This is a genomic window from Chitinivibrionia bacterium (assembly GCA_009779925.1).
In the GTDB taxonomy this organism is placed as follows: domain Bacteria; phylum Fibrobacterota; class Chitinivibrionia; order Chitinivibrionales; family Chitinivibrionaceae; genus WRFX01.
Genome location: WRAZ01000042.1, coordinates 1 through 18,549, shown reverse-complemented (window position 1 = coordinate 18,549; position 18,549 = coordinate 1). Strand labels below are relative to the sequence as shown.

The 18,549-nt window shown below is 42.8% G+C and carries 15 protein-coding genes; 6 read left to right on the top strand and 9 right to left on the bottom strand.

Annotation, left to right across the window (positions count from 1 at the left end; all coding sequences use genetic code 11):
• Nucleotides 1-1,131 (bottom strand): hypothetical protein (locus tag FWE23_09795; GenBank protein MCL2845720.1); only part of this gene is annotated, 1,131 nt, incomplete at its 3' end.
• Nucleotides 1,132-1,498: 367 nt separating this feature from the next.
• Between FWE23_09795 and FWE23_09790 the strand changes: the two genes are divergently transcribed.
• Both FWE23_09790 and hisA read left to right on the top strand, forming a co-directional pair.
• A complete protein-coding gene (locus tag FWE23_09790) occupies nucleotides 1,499-1,942 on the top strand; it encodes a TetR/AcrR family transcriptional regulator (protein ID MCL2845719.1) in 444 nt (147 codons plus the stop codon).
• 112 nt (nucleotides 1,943-2,054) lie between these two features.
• Nucleotides 2,055-2,807, top strand: coding sequence for a phosphoribosylformimino-5-aminoimidazole carboxamide ribotide isomerase (gene hisA, locus FWE23_09785; protein MCL2845718.1), 753 nt, complete (start codon nucleotides 2,055-2,057; stop codon nucleotides 2,805-2,807).
• A 104-nt stretch (nucleotides 2,808-2,911) separates the two neighbouring features.
• Here hisA and FWE23_09780 read toward each other — a convergent pair whose 3' ends face one another.
• Together FWE23_09780 and FWE23_09775 are read right to left on the bottom strand one after the other, a co-directional pair.
• Nucleotides 2,912-3,067, bottom strand: coding sequence for a hypothetical protein (locus FWE23_09780; GenBank protein MCL2845717.1), 156 nt, complete (start codon nucleotides 3,065-3,067; stop codon nucleotides 2,912-2,914).
• A 24-nt stretch (nucleotides 3,068-3,091) separates the two neighbouring features.
• Nucleotides 3,092-4,915 (bottom strand): toprim domain-containing protein, encoded by a 1,824-nt coding sequence (locus tag FWE23_09775; GenBank protein ID MCL2845716.1) that lies wholly within the window; start codon nucleotides 4,913-4,915, stop codon nucleotides 3,092-3,094.
• A gap of 173 nt (nucleotides 4,916-5,088) precedes the next feature.
• Here FWE23_09775 and hisS point away from each other — a divergent pair, with 173 nt between their 5' ends.
• The gene (gene hisS, locus FWE23_09770; protein MCL2845715.1) at nucleotides 5,089-6,363 is read left to right on the top strand and encodes a histidine--tRNA ligase; all 1,275 of its coding nucleotides are present in this window, start codon (nucleotides 5,089-5,091) and stop codon (nucleotides 6,361-6,363) included.
• A 61-nt stretch (nucleotides 6,364-6,424) separates the two neighbouring features.
• Here the strand turns inward: hisS and FWE23_09765 are convergent, their stop codons facing one another.
• Together FWE23_09765 and FWE23_09760 are read right to left on the bottom strand one after the other, a co-directional pair.
• Entirely contained in the window at nucleotides 6,425-6,868 is a 444-nt protein-coding gene (locus FWE23_09765) for a hypothetical protein (protein ID MCL2845714.1), read from the bottom strand.
• On the bottom strand, nucleotides 6,865-7,032 hold the full coding sequence (locus FWE23_09760; GenBank protein ID MCL2845713.1) for a hypothetical protein: 168 nt from the start codon (nucleotides 7,030-7,032) through the stop codon (nucleotides 6,865-6,867). The genes FWE23_09765 and FWE23_09760 overlap by 4 nt, the downstream gene beginning before the upstream one ends.
• Nucleotides 7,033-7,189: 157 nt before the next feature.
• Here FWE23_09760 and FWE23_09755 point away from each other — a divergent pair, with 157 nt between their 5' ends.
• Nucleotides 7,190-8,080, top strand: a complete 891-nt coding sequence (locus FWE23_09755; protein MCL2845712.1) for an Rpn family recombination-promoting nuclease/putative transposase — start codon at nucleotides 7,190-7,192, stop codon at nucleotides 8,078-8,080.
• Nucleotides 8,081-8,203: 123 nt separating this feature from the next.
• On the opposite strand, the gene FWE23_09750 is transcribed toward FWE23_09755, so the two are convergent.
• Nucleotides 8,204-8,410: a hypothetical protein gene (locus tag FWE23_09750; protein ID MCL2845711.1), complete on the bottom strand. Its 207-nt coding sequence runs from the start codon at nucleotides 8,408-8,410 to the stop codon at nucleotides 8,204-8,206.
• A 137-nt stretch (nucleotides 8,411-8,547) separates the two neighbouring features.
• Between FWE23_09750 and FWE23_09745 the strand changes: the two genes are divergently transcribed.
• Together FWE23_09745 and FWE23_09740 are read left to right on the top strand one after the other, a co-directional pair.
• Nucleotides 8,548-13,221: a hypothetical protein gene (locus FWE23_09745; protein MCL2845710.1), complete on the top strand. Its 4,674-nt coding sequence runs from the start codon at nucleotides 8,548-8,550 to the stop codon at nucleotides 13,219-13,221.
• Entirely contained in the window at nucleotides 13,218-14,135 is a 918-nt protein-coding gene (locus FWE23_09740) for an L-threonylcarbamoyladenylate synthase (GenBank protein MCL2845709.1), read from the top strand. The genes FWE23_09745 and FWE23_09740 overlap by 4 nt, the downstream gene beginning before the upstream one ends.
• A 67-nt stretch (nucleotides 14,136-14,202) precedes the next feature.
• Here FWE23_09740 and glmM read toward each other — a convergent pair whose 3' ends face one another.
• The 3 genes from glmM to FWE23_09725 are packed head-to-tail and all read right to left on the bottom strand — an operon-like array spanning nucleotide 14,203 to nucleotide 18,151.
• Complete coding sequence (glmM, locus tag FWE23_09735; GenBank protein MCL2845708.1) at nucleotides 14,203-15,555, bottom strand: phosphoglucosamine mutase; 1,353 nt, start codon at nucleotides 15,553-15,555, stop codon at nucleotides 14,203-14,205.
• A 13-nt stretch (nucleotides 15,556-15,568) separates the two neighbouring features.
• Nucleotides 15,569-16,417, bottom strand: a complete 849-nt coding sequence (locus tag FWE23_09730; protein MCL2845707.1) for an ABC transporter permease — start codon at nucleotides 16,415-16,417, stop codon at nucleotides 15,569-15,571.
• Between the two features lie 9 nt (nucleotides 16,418-16,426).
• The gene (locus FWE23_09725) at nucleotides 16,427-18,151 is read right to left on the bottom strand and encodes a penicillin-binding protein activator (protein MCL2845706.1); all 1,725 of its coding nucleotides are present in this window, start codon (nucleotides 18,149-18,151) and stop codon (nucleotides 16,427-16,429) included.
• Nucleotides 18,152-18,549: the final 398 nt, after the last annotated feature.

Genomic DNA, 18,549 nt, shown 5'->3' with positions numbered 1-18,549 from the left:
TTCTTTAAGCGACTTCGGCTTTATCTCAAATACCTTTGTCGCGTTCAGCAAAAAGGGAAACTCTCTCGGGATTTTTAGGGTTGCAGTGGCGATGTATGAGCCTGCGTTAATCGCTTCTTTGTCTGTTGTTATAATCAATTCCAAAGTATCACCGTTTGCTGTTGTGGCGGTGGCGGTGGGGATTTGTTCTTCGCCGTTGAATGTAAAATTCGGGTCGTCCCAAGTTACCGTAACGGCAAATGCTTGCAGATATGGGAAACCGCCGTTTATGTAGCCTGTTGGGTCGATTCCCCAAGTGTCGATGAAGTCCCAGTCGGTGAAAGTGGCTGGATCTTTCAGTTCTTCTTCTGTTATTAGTATACCGTGTTCGTTGTTGCCTTGGGTCGTGCGGAAAGAGGAGATGATTGCAGTAGCAGCGGCACGGTTTTCCCCTACCAATCCGCCTCTATGTGTATTATTAACAGCGCTAACGCTTCCTGTTGCGTAAGAATTTTCTATTCTGCCGCTACTCATATTAAGCCCTACCAATCCACCCACAGCACCACTTCCGGAAACACTTGCAAAGACATAGGAGTCCCTTATTGTTCTTTCATTTTGCCCAACCAGTCCACCGTTATGTACTCGTGCACCACTTACAGTTGCATAAGAACGAGAACTTTCTATTATCCCCCAATTATGTCCTGTTATTCCGCCGACATTATTAGCATTCCCCTGCACTCTTCCGAATATAGCAACGTTTCTGATTGTGCCAGAACCTTGTCCTATCAATCCGCCGACTTGATGGCTTCCTGTAATATCAACGTGAAGATTAAGGTTTTTAATTGTTCCTGCTCCTCTTCCGAATAATCCGATATGGTCGCTTGTTGGTTGGTCTATAAAAACACCTCTTATAGTATAACCGTTTCCGTTAAATGTTCCTCGAAATCTGCCTGTGCCTGCTCCAATCGGCACCCACTCCTTGTTTTCAAGGTCAATGTCTTTTACAAGCGTAATTGTTTGCCCTGAAAAATCATTCCCGCCATTAACCTCATCTCTGAATGCAGCCAATTCTTCTGCAGTACTTATTGTGTGCGCCAACGCTCCACCACCAACAATCAACATCGCTGCCAATACTTTAATAAATTTACCCATAAAGCAATCCTCCTAAAAGTTAAAATGAGAACAGTAAAAGGCTGTTCCGCCAATAATTCATATTTCGCTAAAAACTAAGAATTGCTTATCCTTTTTGGGGACACACGACAAGCAGAACAGCCTAAGATAACTGTTTTGTCGTGTATTCCTTGAAAAAAGGAATTAAAAGAAATGCAGAGAAAATTTCCGCAATTCTTAGTTTTTAGCACACATAAAATACTATTTGTTTTGGGGTGAATTTTGATATTTGCTATTTTCCACACAATTTTCTCCCGTCTCTTGACACCAACACCAACATTTTATTATTTTAACCACTGATTTAATCAGTGATTAAATCGCTGATTGAATTTATTTTAAGGAGTATAATATGAATACAAAAGAAAGAATTGTCGTCGCAACTATTGAGCTTATTAAGAATAGTAAAAATAATGCCGCCGATATAAGCAATCGAGCAATCGCTCAAAAAGCAGGTGTGAACAATGCTTCCATTAACTACCATTTTCAGAGCAAAGAGCGGTTAATTGGGATTTGCGTAGAGCGAATGCTCGGCGAAATTGACCCAAGCGGTATGTCGCCTGCGGGCTTGCTGAAACACAAACTTAAAGCAGTTTTTGATTTATTTGTTGCGTATCCGACGGTGGCGAAAATATCGATATTGGCAGAAATTTTAGGATACGACCTATACAATAAACAACAGCGCGACATAATTCTTGATTCTCTCGCAGATAATTTATTAGGAAATACCGAAAAACTTGACCCTAAACCCGAAATTAAGCAAGAAAAAAGAGGGAACGAAAATTCGCAGAGGTGATGTTCTTCCGATTAACCTTGCGTTAAAACGGCGATTTCCCTTAGTTTCTCTTGCAATAACTGTTTTTTCTATCGTGCAAATAGTATTTTCTCTAAAAAGGAACGGAGAAAAAATGGAATTTCGCCCCTGCATAGACTTACACAACGGAAAAGTAAAACAAATTGTCGGCTCAACGCTTACAGATAATTCAAACGATGTAGTAGAAAACTTTTCCACCGACAAATCGCCCGCAGAATTTGCAAATCTCTACAAAAAAGACAATTTGCGCGGCGGACACATAATAAAACTCGGCGCAGGAAACGACGAAGCCGCAAAAGAAGCGCTTTCGGCTTGGACAAACGGCTTTCACATCGGAGGCGGAATAACCGACGAGAACGCAAAACAGTGGCTTGATTGGGGCGCTTCGCACGTAATTATCACAAGTTTTGTTTTTTCGGGCGGAAATGTAAATCAGACAAATCTCGAAAAACTGTGTTCGGCAGTCGGTAAAGGGCGGATTGTGCTTGATTTATCGTGCAAAAAACAGACTGGCGATTATTTTATCTGCACCGACAGATGGCAGAAATTCACCGAAGTGAAAATCACTCCGAAAACACTCGAATATTTTGCAGATTATTGCGACGAATTTTTAATTCACGCCGCCGATGTCGAGGGCAAAAAAGGAGGCGCGGACTTGGAATTGGTCGAAATTTTGGCTAAACATTCGCCGATACCAACAACCTACGCAGGCGGAATTTCATCGTTGGACGACATAGAAAAAATGCGCGCGCACGGAAAAAGCCGCATAAATTTCACCGTCGGAAGCGCGCTTGATATTTTCGGCGGACAGCTGGATTACGCGGCTGTAGTCGCAAGTTGTAAATAAAAACGTAAGGGCGGGTTTTAAACCCGCCCCTACAAACGGCGTATGCGAATTGGGCGTATGCAATACGCCCCTACAAATTGCCAAATTGCCCGTCCGGCAAGGACTTAGCAACCGCATTCTTTAATATCTGCGTCTTTTTCGTCAAGAAGTTGATTTTCGCATTTTCTTGCGATAAGGTTTGCTACTATTGTTGCGAACACTGCAACCACCACTGAAAGCACTACAAAACCAAGCACCTTTGAATTTTTACCACAGCACATAGAATTCCTCCTTGTTTTATTTTGTTAAATTAAGTTTTCTATAATATAATCGCGTCTTTCCGTCGTGTTTTGTCCCATATAGAACTTCATTAGACGATGGACTTCCGCTATTGTTTTCACGTTTATCTCCGTAAGCCGCATATCGTTGCCTATAAACTGCCCGAATTCCTTGGTATCAATTTCGCCAAGTCCTTTAAAGCGCGTTATTTCGCAGTCTTTAATCTCCTTTTCGGCTTTGTTTCGCTCGCTTTCGGAATAGCAATATCGCGTTTCTTTTTTGTTGCGAACGCGAAAAAGCGGCGTTTCTAATATAAATATACGATTTTCCAATACCAAATCTTCAAAATAATTCAAAAAAAACGTCATTATTAAAAGTCGGATGTGAAATCCGTCCACGTCGGCGTCGGTTGCAATTATGATTTTTCCGTATCTCAGGTTGTCTAAACTGTCCTCTATTCCCAAGGCTTTTACCAGATTGCAGAGTTCTTCGTTTTTGTAAATTTCCGTTCTTTTGCAGGCGAAAAGATTTTTCGGTTTGCCGCGAAGAGGAAACATTGCCTGCAAATAAACGTCGCGGGTCGATGTTATGCTTCCGCCCGCCGACTTTCCTTCGGTTATGAAAATAGTGGAGTTTTCGCCTTTTGCCCCGTCGTTAAGATGGTATTTGCAGTCCTTAAAACCCGCTATGCTTATGGATGTTTTTTTTGCAATATCTTTCGCTTTTTTCTTTACTTCGCTCAATTCGCGGCGCACTTGTTCGTTTCGCTCTATTTTGGAAATCAGAATTTCGGCGGTGTCTTTGTTTTTGTGCAAAAAATCGGCAAGCGCGTCTTTTACGGCGTTCACAATATCGCCGCGAATGTTGGTGTTTCCGAGCTTGTTTTTGGTTTGGCTTTCAAAAATCGGGTTTTCGAGGCGGATGGATATTGCGCCGACTATTCCATCGCGAACGTCCTGCGAATCGAAGTTTTTTCCGGAATATTCCTTTATACCTTTAAGAATTCCCTCTTTGAACGCCGACTCGTGCGTGCCGCCAGCCGAAGTATATTGACCGTTTACGTAAGAAAAATAACTTTCGCCGTATTTTTCGGTGTGCGTAAAGGCAAATTCCAATTTGTTGTCTTTGGAGTTGAAATAGCATATATCGTAAATTCGCTCGTCGTCCACCTCTGCGTTGAGCAAATCCTTTAAGCCGCCGTTTGAAACGAATTTTTGTCCGTTGAAAAACAGTTTTAGCCCGCGATTAAGGTATGCGTAAGACCAAAGCCGCTGTTCTATAAATTCTTTGTTAAATTCGTATTCGCCGAAAACCGAGACGTCGGGGATAAATTCAAAATACGTGCCTGTCGCGTTTTCGCCTTGCTCGCCCTCTGTTTCGCTTTTTAGTCGCCCTGCTTCAAAAGTCGCTTCCCTGAATTTTCCGTCTCTGAAAGAGGCTACCTTAAAATGGCTCGAAAGCGCGTTTACCGCCTTTGTTCCGACCCCGTTGAGCCCCACCGAAAACTGGAAAACTTCGGTGTTGTATTTTGCGCCCGTGTTTATTTTGGAAACGCAATCAATAAGCTTTCCAAGCGGAATTCCGCGCCCTAAATCGCGCACCGAAACTTTGTTTTCGTCAATTTTTATTTCGATTTTGTCGCCGTGCTTCATTATGAATTCGTCTATGGAGTTGTCGATAATTTCTTTCAGTAGCACGTAAATACCGTCGTCGTAATGCTTGCCGTCGCCGAGCCGTCCGATATACATTCCCGAACGCAAACGAATGTGTTCAAGCGAATCCAGTGTTTGGATTTTGCTTTCGTCGTAAACAATAGTTTTTACATCGTTTTTTGCTTCATTTGGCGACATTTTTTCTCCATTTTCCATAAATCTTTTATTAAAATACAATATTTACACCAAGAAAAGCAATGTTTTTTTAACAAAAAGGGTGGCGAGCGGCGCAGATTGTCGCGCAAATATTATTTTTATGTGAAAATTACAGAAAAAAAGGGTGGCGACCGTCGCCAAAAAGGAAGAAAAAAATGGATTGGCAAGCGCCCAAAGGAACGCGGGACTTTTACCCCGAAGATACAATAGTAAGAGATTATATATTCGATTCGTGGAGAAAAAGCTGCGAAAAATACGGATTTGCGCCATACGACGCCCCCGTTTTTGAACATTTGGAAGTCTATACATCCAAAAGCGGCGACGAAATCGAAGGACAACTATACACATTCGAGGACAAAGGCGGCAGAAAGCTTGCTCTTCGTCCCGAAATGACCCCGTCGCTTGCAAGAATGGTGGCGGCAAGGTGCCGCGAACTTCCAAAGCCTATAAAATGGTATTCGATACCCAAACTTTTCCGCTACGAAAAAATGCAAAAAGGACGTCTGCGCGAATTTTTCCAATTAAATATGGATATTTTAGGCATTGAAGACGTAAGCGCCGACACAGAACTAATAGCCGCCGCAATAGATATGCTTCGCGATTTGGGATTATCTTCGGACGATTTTCAGGTGCATATTTCGAGCAGAACGCTTTTGGAGCAGTTGTTTTTGTTTGTCGGCGTAAAGCAGGACGAATTAACAAAACTTTACGCAATTCTCGACAAAATGAACAAAGTAAGCGCAGATAATTTTGCAAAAATGCTCGACGAATTACTAACGGACGGCGCAGTTTCCGAAAGCGTGAAAAAGATACTCGCGGCAAAAAATCTCGACGAAATATCCGCAATAAACAGCGAACTCGCCCCGATTGTAGAAATCAATCAATTGTTCGGATATTTGCAAAATCTCGGACTTGGCGATTACATAAAATTCGATATTTCGGTAGTGCGCGGTTTGGCGTATTACACGGGAATTGTATTTGAAATTTTCGACAAAAAACGCACGATGCGCGCAATCGCAGGCGGCGGAAGATACGACAAGCTTGTAGAACTTTACGGCGGACAACCTACTCCCGCGGTAGGTTTTGCGGTAGGCGACGTAGTTTTGGGCGACTTGCTGAAAGAATTGGGCAAACTTCCCGAAATCAAGCGAAATTGCGATTTATTCATAGTAAGTTTTGACAAAAACTACGAAAATATACTGAAAACCGCAAAAAAATTCCGCGAAGCAAACTTCAGCGTTCAATATTCGTTAAAATCCGTAAATTTCGGCAAACAAATGAAACAAGCGGACGAAGCCGGAGCAAAAATCGTACTTTTCGCTGGCGGTCAAGAAGAAGCCGAAGGAAACTACAAACTAAAAATAATGGCAACAGGCGAGGAGAGAGTGGTGCCGATAGATGGCGCGGTCGAGGGAATTCGAGGGGGTTGAGAAAATATAAATAAAAAGGCAGGGAAGAAAACCCTGCTTTTTTTATGTGGTTTTTAAATCTTTACTCTCTTCTTAATTTTCTGTTCAAATCAATGATATTAGTGTATTCCGACGCTTCGCCGAATTTGTCTTCAAAATCTTCAACTACGCCGGTTATTAAATTTCGATATTCCGCTTTCCATTCCTTTTCGGTCAAATATCCCTTCTTTATGCAAAAGCATAATCTGTTAACAGCGTCTAACCAACTATCGACAGCTGCATTTATACGTTTTTCGTATATGTTCCAATACTCCGGAGACAATTCGCGATCAGCATTCAATCTTTCAATTTCAACATCGTGATTTAAGCTATCCAATCTTTCCTTGCGATTATTCATCTCTGCCTCTAACGACAGAACATTGGTCAGTGTTGTACTTTTCAGCTGTTTGTTTGCTTGAGACAACTGATAAATTGCAATAAAAACGCCGATTATTCCAACTACTGCGGTAATATTTTCAAATGTCATTGTTGCGCCTGTCTCAAAAAGTCCAATGTTGCTTTGGTGTTTTTAAGTGTTTCGTATGGCGTTGTTGCTGTCGCTAATCTTGTAATTCCCAAATGCCTCATAGCGTCTTTTGTATTCCTTATTGTCCAATTAATTGTCGCCGGCTCGTTTAATCCTTTTCTCATAATATACTCCTCTTTCTAGTGATTTTCACTATTATTTATTAAAGAATATAATAAATGCTCAAGCAAAAAAACAAAACTTTCAAAAAAAACGCAAAATCTCCTCCAGCCTTTGTTTCTTGTTTGCGGCAAATAGTATTTTCCTCAATAGGAGGAAATTATGGACAGAACTATAATATCGTTTGATTGGGCGATGAAAGAAATATTGCGCGATAAAGAAAATTTTGATATATTAGAGGGATTTTTGAGCGAATTGCTTAAAAGAAAGATTGTTATTGAAAATATTCTCGAAAGCGAGGGTAATCCCGAAACTTCGCACGGAAAAATAAACAGAGTTGATTTGAAAGCGCAAATGGACACGGGCGAAAAAGTTATTTTCGAAATTCAATTCGGAGATAAAGTCGATTTTCTCGGGAAAATGCTGTTTAATTCTTCCAAAGCAATAGTTGAGCAGTTGTCAAAAGGCGATTTATATAATATCAAGAAAATATATTCTATAAACATTGCTTATTTTGATTTGGGACCGAAAAAAGAATATCTTTTTCAGGCGAGATTGACGGAATTTACAGGAGTTCATAATTTTAATGAGAGTATTCCTTTTTCGCAGAATTTAGACCCTGTTTTGCTTAAAACCGCAACTGAAATACATCCTGAATACTACATAATACTTCCACAAAATTTTGACGAAAAAATAAGGGAAAAATTTGACGAATGGGTTTATGTGCTTAAAAACTCAACGGTTAAAAGCGAGTTTAGCGCGGCGGGAGTGCAAGAAGCAGGCGAAAAATTAGATATTGCGAAAATGTCTGACGAGGAGAGAGTTGCGTATGAGAAAAACAGGGCGAATTATATGGATTACAAAAGCGAGATTTATACGGCGGAGGTAAAAGGGAAGTTAGCGGGAATAACTGAAGGTAAAATTGAAGGTAAAATTGAAGGCGAATTACAAAAAGCAATAGAAATCGCCAAGGAAATGAAGCAAGACGGAATGTCTATCGCTCAAATAGTAAAATACTCAGGTCTCACAGAAGCCGAAATAAAAGCCCTCTAACCACCAAAAAGGCAGGGAGGAAAACCCTGCCTTTTTATGCGGTTTTTAAACCAAAAAATTTTACACCGTAGCGGTCGATCAGTAAAAATACAGACATAATTACAGCCATTCCGCCGCCTAAGATTAAGATTGCTTCCATTTTTTATCTCCTTTTAGAACAAGACCAAATACTACAAAACCTAACATTGCGCAAAGACCAATAGCCACCAATCTAAAGTCTCCGCTTTCGCCTAAAGCATATTCCAATACAACGCCTAAATAAGTCAATGCACACAAATTAAATGCCAAATCGCTCATTGAATTTCTTTGTTCTTCATTAAAAAATCTCACTTGATTTTCCCCCTTCTCTCATAAATATAATAAATGCTCAAACAAAAAAACAAATCTTCCAAAAAAAACAAGCAAAAAAACTTTTTTTGCATTATACTTACTACCGAAATATGTCTGTACAAAAAAAGGAGCATTTTATGCAAAAAATAAGAGGTTGGATTTTAGGCAAAGTTGCCGCTTGTATGTTGATGTTTGCGATGATAGGGCAAGTATTTGCTGAAATTACGGTACAAATAAACACGGCTCCTACTGCAAATGTCAGATTTACAAACAATACAGGGCAAGCTTGGCGTTTGGGCGGTGTCCGCTATACAACGAATGGCGGACAATGGACAGCCATAGATAATTGGTTGTTCAGTCAAGGTCAAATCAGAATACTTCCCGGCGCCGATAACGAAGTCGATATTTATTACACATCAACTGCTCCGTCTGACAATGCCGCGCTTTTGAGAGCGGGAAGTTCTACAGGCTTAGCTCACGTGTGGTCGCATCCTAATCACGCTTCGCTTGCTCAGAGAGAGGGAACAGAGGTACAACTGCTCCTTAAAACAGGCGCGCCCGGAATTCCCGACGACCCTATATCGCATCCGTCGATTACCTGCGGTGAATTGGCGGACATTGTCAGCGATCCCAATTTTCATAATCGTGCTTTTCGCCACGCGTCTTACGATTCACTCGGCTCAAACGGCGGAAGATATTCGGGCGGCTTCATAAACACTTATGTCGGACGAACACAAATACATTTCGCAATTCCGAGAGGCAATCAAATAAGGGGTGCCGCGGCAATGAGAGGTCTGGGTGCTCCTGCATACTATATGGCTCTCGCAATGGGACAAGAACTATTGAACGTTGATGCGCAATGGATGTTTGCGATGGGTGCAAAAGAATCTTGGTCGGGAACACAAGTTAATTACGGCGATACTTGGAATGGTCAAAACATTTGGTGGGCAACAGGAGATATGGCTGTCAATTCGGGAAATTATACAAGTTGGCACGTAGAGTCCTTTTCCGGAGGCGATAGGGCACTTAATTTTCCGCACCTTTTTCCTCGTTTCTCACACATTCTTTCGCAGGCAAGGGATTTAACAACATATATACAACTTTTGCGGCGTCCCGAAAATGCTCACCTTATTCCTCAAGGTTCTACGGCTGAAACTGCGCTTATGGATTACTACGTAGGAGGATATGATGCGCGATACCACCCTCGCTCTATAAACGGATTGTTTGTTTCTGCTATGTTTCAATATGTAAACTACGACATTTTAGCTCGTGCTTCGGATATTTGTTGGAAATATGGGCTTGCAAACTCTTGCGACCGATATATGGGCTTGTCGCTTATGCTTGCAATGTATAATTTGGGGCAATGGGGACTTATGGGGACAGCGGTAGGACAGTTGGGCAACTCTAACATTCAAGCGTTGGTAGCCGACTGTAATGCAAGAGAAAGATTTCCGACGGGTAATATGGATTATCGTAATGACATACTTGGCGTAGTTCAAGCGTTGGTAAATGCGTCCAGAGACTTTACAATCGGAGACGGGCAAAATTCGGAAATTATCGATTTTGAAATATCTCTTGAAAGGTTGCTTGAAATGTTTTTCGGAAGAGGCGGAACTGTTGCTCATCAGGGAGAAGGCGGAATACTTTTGCATTATTATCCCACAAATATCCAGGGAACCAATCATACCGCAGTTCGTCAGACTATTTTTGACAATTTGAATTGTGCGTTTAATTTCCTTAAAGGTAAAGCTCCAAATGCGGCAGGTACAGGTCGTGTGGGTGCAGAGATGATAAGTTTTCGCTATGATTTTCTTTCGGTGATAAGAACAGTTAAGGCATTTTTGCCGCTTGACCGCCGTTTTGTAGCAAATGGCGACGCTTCTACTTTGATACCCAATAATTCCAGAGTTGGCTGTAATGTGGAATCGGGCGGAACTATTGACGAAATTTATCCGCGGATACCTAATATCGACATCAGAGCTGATGAGTTTGTTTGTACGCTTATAGTTTATATGACGGACAATGTAATGAACGGCAATGTAAGATGGACGCTTGACCGCACGTGGAGTGTTTTTAATGCGGCAGAAATGATTGAAGCGGTAGCCGGTACGAGTAATACATTCAGAATAGTTGTTCCCAAAGAAATGGCTGAAACTTTTGGACATACCATTTGGGTATTTGCTGAAGACGCGTCGGGAAATACTGTTGTAGCAAGGAGAACTTTAAGATTTGCAATGGAGTTTCAACCGCCTGCGTTAAATAACGCCGCAGTGTTCGACACCACAGGAAACGGCTACATAAACAGGATAAGAGCGAATATTGTAAGCGACCAGTTCGGGAGTTTAGCTCGTCCTTATCCTTCAACTGTTTATCGTTGGCGGTGGAACAACAGTCAGCTTATAAATATACAGAATGTAGCAGTGAACGGAAGTACCTTAACTATAGATGTAGCCGAATTTGAGTCGGGTGCAGGTAGCGGTGAATTACTTGTTATATTTGACATTCTTGATGTTGAAGGCGATAACAGCCCGACAGGAGACAGAGATACTATTCGCGTTCCTCTTATAGACAGCGTTGGTCCGGCTTTGTTGAGATTTGAACAAGACCCGCAAGGCGACGCAAATTTTTCCGCAAGCAACGGGGGAGCAGGGCAATTTGACACGCTTTGGGTTAAATTTAGCGAAAATGTCAGAAATATTACCGCCGCAACGGCGTTGGAGTTTAAGCCGACGAGAAGTGTTTCCGCGACAGGAGTAATTGAAGGCGGCGGCAGACACGGATTTTTGTTTACTCCCGGCACGCTTGTAGAAATGACAAATGGTGAAGACAGCGTTCGGATTAACATAGCAAGCGGAATTACCGACGCCTCGTCGCAGAATAATCCTGTGCTTGCCATAACGCAATTTGTGCGCGTACATTTCAAAAAGGAATTTGTTCCTCCTGTGCCGGTGTCTGCGGCGTTCTTTAATAAATTCGGCGATGGTTTTGCCGATAGCCTTAGAGTTGTAATAGAGCGCAATAGTGTAGGAGATTTGAGCGGTAGTACCAATATTTATACTTGGCGTTTGGGAAATAATCCTCGCGGTCCGCTTCCGGCGAGTGCAAGGATAGCTTCAGACAGAGATACTTTGTTTATAAATTGGGATCCAAATTTGATTTCCGGCGACGCAACAGGTTGGCTGTATATGGAATACGATTCCATTAACCACGAAACAGGAGCTACCGTAAGAGCAACAACACAACCAATTGCAATTCTTGACAGAGTTGGTCCTGCTATCAGGATAGGCAGTCCCGCATTCAGCGCAAATGTCAGAGAAGATAGTTCACTGCCTGACACGCTCAGATTAGAATTTACCGAGGAGATAAGAGGAGTGCAAAACGGACGTGTTCAGTTGCTTTTTGCAAAAGACCAATTCGGAACTGGAGCGTTCGGAATTCGTAATATTGCTGAACCTTCTCGAGCAGGCAATGTTTATACATTCTTGTTGGAACCGGGAATTATTCGTCCTGATTTGGATGTGGAAGAACTTTATTACGAATGGGTGAAAATCGACTTTGAAGGCGGAATTACCGACAACGCTTCACCGGATAATAATCTGCCTTTGGAAAATAACCAGTGGCGCAGAATTGAAGATGAAACAACAGCTGTTAACTGGATTCCTTTCGAGATTAGATATGTGGAGTTTTTCAGTTATACAATTCCTCCTGCTGACGGCTATGTTGACACGATAAGAGTCAGATTTAATTTTGACCCGACCGAATACGAAGGTTTCGGCAATGCGTTGCCCGACATCAGAAGACTTGTAGCAGAGAGCTTTAACAGAAGTTTGCATTTGGATAATCAAACAGGTCGCCGCTTTAATTCGATTAGCGAACTGAATGTGAGGATAATTGAAACCGATTTTCTTTCTATCGGGGTTTCGCAAGACCAAAGCGCTGTTTCGGCAAGAACGGATATAGATGAAAGAGACCAAATATCTCTTAACCACACGGTAAGAAGTCAAGATTTTGATGCGATTGGAATTTCGGTAAACCAAAGTTTCCAGCCGATAGACAGAATTGCGCCGATTATCGAACGCGCTCAGTTTAACTTTATGGCGATTAAGTGCGATGACGACGAGCCAACCGAATTGATTGATAACTTGGTTATTACTTTCAGCGAAGAAGTTCGCGGAACAATTACTCCCGATATGATAAGAATGAAGGGTGCGGACGGCGTATATTATAATATCGCTTTTGACCCTGAAACAAATGTATCGGGCAGAACCATTACGTTTTTGGTGAGAAACATAAGCCGTTTGCCCGAAGTCGGCGATGAAATCAGAATAGAGCGCGGAGTTAGCGATAATAGAGGAAATACGCAAGAAGTAAATACGGTTTGGGTACCGATTGGTATCGGAACTGCCGATGTTGACTTCGATATATTGGCTTTCCCGAACCCTTATTCGCCGAATGCAATGCGGAGAAATGAGAACTACATCAGATACCTTTTGGATAATTACGGAATTTCTACAGGTAGAGGAGATATGGCATTCGTCATAAAACCTTGTGGTGGCGGCAGAAAACTTGTGGGTGATTTTTCCGGAAGAATTACAATTCTCGACGGATTAGGCAACACAGTAGTTGAAACCGAAAGTTTTTATTTCAACCAAAGCAAAGGTCTTTTGACTTGGACTTGGGACGGTAAAAATCCTCGCAGAAGAAATGTCGGCGCGGGAGCATACATGGCTATAATTGCCGTGACTTTTGAACAGAACGGTTTTCCGAGAACACAAGAATTCAGACGAACAATCGGAATAACCAGAGAATGAGAACACGACTTTTAACTGAATATCAGACGGAGATTGCGGCTAAAATCATACGAAATGGGAGTTTGGTCGCAATCCCCACCGAAACTGTTTACGGGCTTGGCGGAGATGCGTTTAATCCGACGGCGGTCGCCAAAATTTTTGAGGCGAAAAACCGCCCGAGTTTTGACCCGCTTATAGTGCATATCGCCGATTTTGAGCAGATTTACACCGTAGCCGAAAATGTTCCGCCGCTTGCGCAAAAACTAATAGAAAAATGTTGGGCGGGACCGCTTACCATTATTCTGAAAAAGAAAAAAGAAATTCCCGATTTGGTATCGGCAGGGCTTGATACCGTCGGAATAAGAATGCCGAACAACGAAATCACGCGCGAAATTATTCGCAAATCGCAAACTGCAATCGCCGCACCGTCCGCAAATCTTTTCGGGCATACATCACCCACAAGCGCAAAAGCGGTTTTGGACGATTTGGACGGGCGAATAGACGCAGTAATTGACGGCGGAAATTGCAAAGTTGGCTTAGAAAGCACAATAATTTCGTTTGCCAAAAATACACCCGTTTGTTATCGCTACGGCGGTTTGGATTTGGAGTATATCGAAAGCATTATCGGAAAAGTAGAGCGGGCGGGTTTTCACGGCGAAGAGGATGTCGCTCCGGGCAGAAGTTTAAGGCATTATGCACCGAACACTCCGCTTTATCTCGACAAAAAAGAAAGCGACTTTCCCGAGGGAACAAAAATCGGCTACATAAATCAAGACGGCGACTTATACGAAATTGCCAAAAATCTCTACTCCGAAATCCGCAACGTCGATGACAAAAACTGCGACGTGATTTTGGCGCATTTGGTAGAAGAAAAGGGGATAGGTATGGCGATAAATGATAGGTTGCGGCGGGCGGCGACGACGCAACCGACGTAGGGGCGTATTGCATACGCCCAAATACCAAGCCGACAGAAAGCGGGCGTATGCAATACGCCCCTACAAATTATATCCTATCCATCACCATTTTTGCTAATTCTTCGGCTTTTTCTTGGGTAATTCCTTCGGCGTAAACGCGCATAATCGGTTCGGTGTTTGACGAGCGGATGTGTACCCAGCCGTCGTTATAGATTATTTTTAATCCGTCTTGAGTGTCGATTTTTTCGTCGGCGAAGATTTTTGCGAGTTTTGATAGAACCTCGATGGGATTTAATCCGACAATTGAAATTTTTTCTTTGACTATCGGATATTCTTTATACTCCGATGTCAGACGCGTTATTTTTTTGTCGTTTTTTGCCATACATTCTATTATAAGCGCAAGCCCGACAAGTCCGTCGCGCACCATTGAAACGGCAGGATAAATTACGCCGCCGTTGCCCTCGCCGCCCAAAAGCAGGTCGTTTTTGCGAATTGCATCGACGACGTTTGCTTCGCCGATTTTTGTGCGGATAACTTTTACGCCGAAGTTTTTTGCGACATCGTCAATTACCATTGATGTGGAAAGGTTGGTCGCAACGTCGCTTTTTTTGCTTGCGAGAATGCTCATCATAGAAAGCGCCAAAGTCATTTCTTCGCAAATCGGCTCACCGTTTTCGCCCATAACTACCAAACGGTCGCCGTCGGGGTCGAACGCAAAGCCGCCCCAGAAATCGCTTTCGCTTTTCAGCAGTTTTTCGAGGTCGCCCAAATGTGCGGGGCGCGGCTCGGGATTATGCACAAAATCGCCGTCGGTTTTGCAGTGTATGCCTTCGTATTTTACGCCGAGCGCCGCCAGAAGTTGAGGAAACGCGCCGCTTGCCGCTCCGTTTATTGCATCGACGGCGACTTTTATTTTTGCGGCTTTTATTGTTTCCACATCGACGTTTTCTACGATTTTTGCTATATGCGCCGATACTGCGGTGGTTTCGATAATTTCGGGCGAGGCAGAAAACGCATTAAATTCTTTGTCGCTTAAATAATTGCCCGAATTGTAGTCTTCGTAAAGAGCGTTGCACTCGTCGGCGTTAAAAAGTCGTCCGCTTGTGTGCACTGCTTTGTAGCCGTTGTATGGGTGCGGATTGTGGCTTGCGGTAATTATAATTCCTGCCGCCGCGCCAAAATGTTTTACGGCAAAACAGGTGGTCGGGGTTGTTGCAATTCCGATAGAAATCGGTATGCCGCCTGCCGCTCTTATTCCTTGGCAAAGCGCGTTTTGTATTTTTTCGCCCGACGGTCGCGTGTCTCGTCCGATAATTACTTTTTTGCCTGCGCCGTTTGAATGTTTTGTTTGAATGTATGCAATAGCGCGAAGTAATTCGAGTGTTAATCCCTCGCCAAATCTTCCTCTAATCCCCGAAACCGACATTATCGGCTTTTCCATAGTATGCCTCCTTTTATATTTTTATGAATTTTTTTACGGCAAACGAACTGCCGAAAAATCCCAAAATCGCTCCGAAAATGACTACGCCCGCTAAAATTTGCGCGCCGCCCCAATAAATATCGAAATCGGGGATAATAAAACGCATAGGAAATATTGCGGCAACGGCAATAAGTCCGCCGAGCGTTCCCTGAACAATGCCCTCCAGGATGAACGGCGTTTTTATATACCAGCCGCTTGCGCCCACATATTGCATATTGCTTATTATGTCTTCGCGCGCGTAAACCGTCAATTTTATTGTGTTCATTATTGTGAAAAATACCACCAAAACCATAACTGTCGCCAATGCGAAAAGCCCGTTTGAAACGGAATTTCTGAAATTGCGCACTTCTTCAAACCAATCGTGTGAGAAAATTACGGTTTCTACGCCTTGCAAACTTCCGATTATTTGCGAAATCGAATCGATTTTTTCGTTGCTCACATCCTGACCGAATGCCAATTCCAAAAGCGCGGGGAAAGGATTGCCCTCGATTGCCGTGAGCATTTCGCTTCCGTATATGCTTTGGAAAATCTCGAACGATTTGTCGCGGGAAATAAATCTTGCGGATGCGTTTGCGGCAATGTTGTAAATTATACTGTCGGCGATTTTTCGCTCTTCGACAAGCGATATTCGTGTGTCGAAATAAACGGAAATCTGCGTCTGATTTTCGCCGCTTATCCAAAGATGGATGTTCAGCATAATCAGCGATAACGCCAAAAGGAAAAACAGGAGTACGCCTGTCGTCAGCACCGAAACCGTCGTAAGAAGTTTTGAACGGCGAAGATTAGCGTAGGTCTCCCGTAAGAAATAAAAAACGGTGTTCATAATGCTTGGTTATCTGACCCGTATTATTCTTTGATTGCTGATTTTGTTAACGATTGCTCCCGTATTTACCCCTGCGGTATTCTTAAATGTGATTTCGGAAGAAAGTCCCTGAAAGCCGCTTACCTGCATAAGATTTTCCGATAATTGCGATACCGTATTACTTTGCGCGTACGCGCGAAGCATTAATTGTATTGCGTCGGCTACAAGCGGGGCTACTATCAAATCGGGCGCTTCTCCGTATCGCACTCTGTATGCTTCTACAAAATTTTGCACTCTCTCGCTTTCGGGGTCAATTCTGTTGGCTGTCGAAAAGGAAACGTCGTTTACAGTTCTTCTGCCTTGCGACAAAACTCTTTCGTGTCCCCAAAGCGGAGTGCCCAAAATTTGCGCATTCAAGCGATGAAAAGGAACTTGCGCCGCCAACTGAATTGCGTTATCGGGCGAAGAAACAGGCAAGAAAAGTCCGCCGAGCGAAATTGTAGAATCAGACAAATACGACGCTCTTGCTTCGGGAGTTTGGTTGCCATTTGCAAATCTGCGGTCGGTGAAAAACTCGCGAACAGCCCCGAATTGTCTTCTGAAATCTGTTGCTGTGGGCGAATAATATTCGGTGAAATCGACTGTTGCGCCTCTTTGGCTTACCGCTTCCGTAAAGTAGGCTGTCATAGTTCTGCCGTAGTCGTCAAGCGGTGCGAGTATGGTGAAATTGCGTATGTTGAGGTTTTCTATGGCGTATTCCGCTATTTTTACCGCCAAAGCCTTGGATGTCAAATTCAACTGAAAAACGTTGCTTCCCAGCGCCGCAATTCCGTCGTCCGTTGCTGTTGGAGTTATCATAGCCGCTCTGTCGGGGAATTGCGACAAAACTGCCGCCGCAACCGTGGATGTATTGCTCATAATCGGTCCTATTACCATAGAAACGCTGTCGGCAAGGAGTTCGTTTACTCTTTGCGCCGTTCTTATTGCGCTTCCTTCGGTGTCGTAAACTTTTAAGGTAAATCTTTCGCCTGTTCGCTCTTCGTGGCGCGCTAAAAACATTGCAACCGTGTTATGAGCTACTTGTCCGAGCGCGGCAAATTCTCCCGTCATCGGAACAAGAAGTCCTATTGTTCTGTTTATTCGCATTGCGCCTCCGCGCACAGGTCTTCTTGCTTGTTGTTCCTGCGCGGAAACGGCTTGTCCTCCTTGCGTCGCTGTTCTGTGCGAACGCAGAATTTCTGCCGTTGCTTCGCTTATTCCGCCTATAAGCAATACTTCTCTTTCGTTGTCGTCAATGTGGTTTTGAGAAAGCCGTGTGAGCAAATTTCTTATTGCGCGGTCTGTTTCTCTCAAGCTTCTGTCTCTGCTACCCGTTGTTCTTTTAAGCCCTTCGTCCAAGGCGACTACTGCCTGAGAAAAATCTCTTATATTCGCTTTTGCTACACCCAAAAGGTAAAAAACACGCGCTACTTGCTGACTGTTTGGAAATCTTCCTATATACACTATGGATAAACGCGCTATTTCTTCGTGGTTCGGATTTGGCGAAGATAAAAGCGCTTCTATATAAAGCGGCTCCAAAAATTCAAATGTCGGATTATTCGCGCTTGCCGTATCCGCAAATGTTTCGTAAATTCGCACAACCGTGCCGTGATTTCTTTGTGAAAGCGCTCTTTGCGCGTCTCTTACCATTCTGTCGTTTGCCTGTGCGAATGCAATAGTTAATGCACAAATCAATACCAATAAGAACTTTTTCATCTCTTTAACCTCTGAGTTAATAATAAAGCCGTTAATTTTTGCAATTAAAATAATATTTGCCACAAGTCCAAGCAATATAAAACATAATTATTTGGCAATCACCTTTTAAATTTCTTTATTTGTGTATATAAGAAACCCAATATTTTCGCACAAAAACGAACAAAAAAAACAAATGCTCCCTAATATTAACAAAAAAAGAGAAAAAAAGTCTTTTTCCTCTAAATTAGCCGAACTCCCACAGCCAAGCGGAAAAAAATGCAAAAAAATCTCAAAAACACTTGCTTGCTTGCTTGAAACTTTAGTCTTTTTTAATAAAACACTAAAGTTTCAAGCAAGCAAGCAAGGACGATATTTCAAAATGTAGCCAAGGAAGTGCTACAAAAAAAACAATATAAACG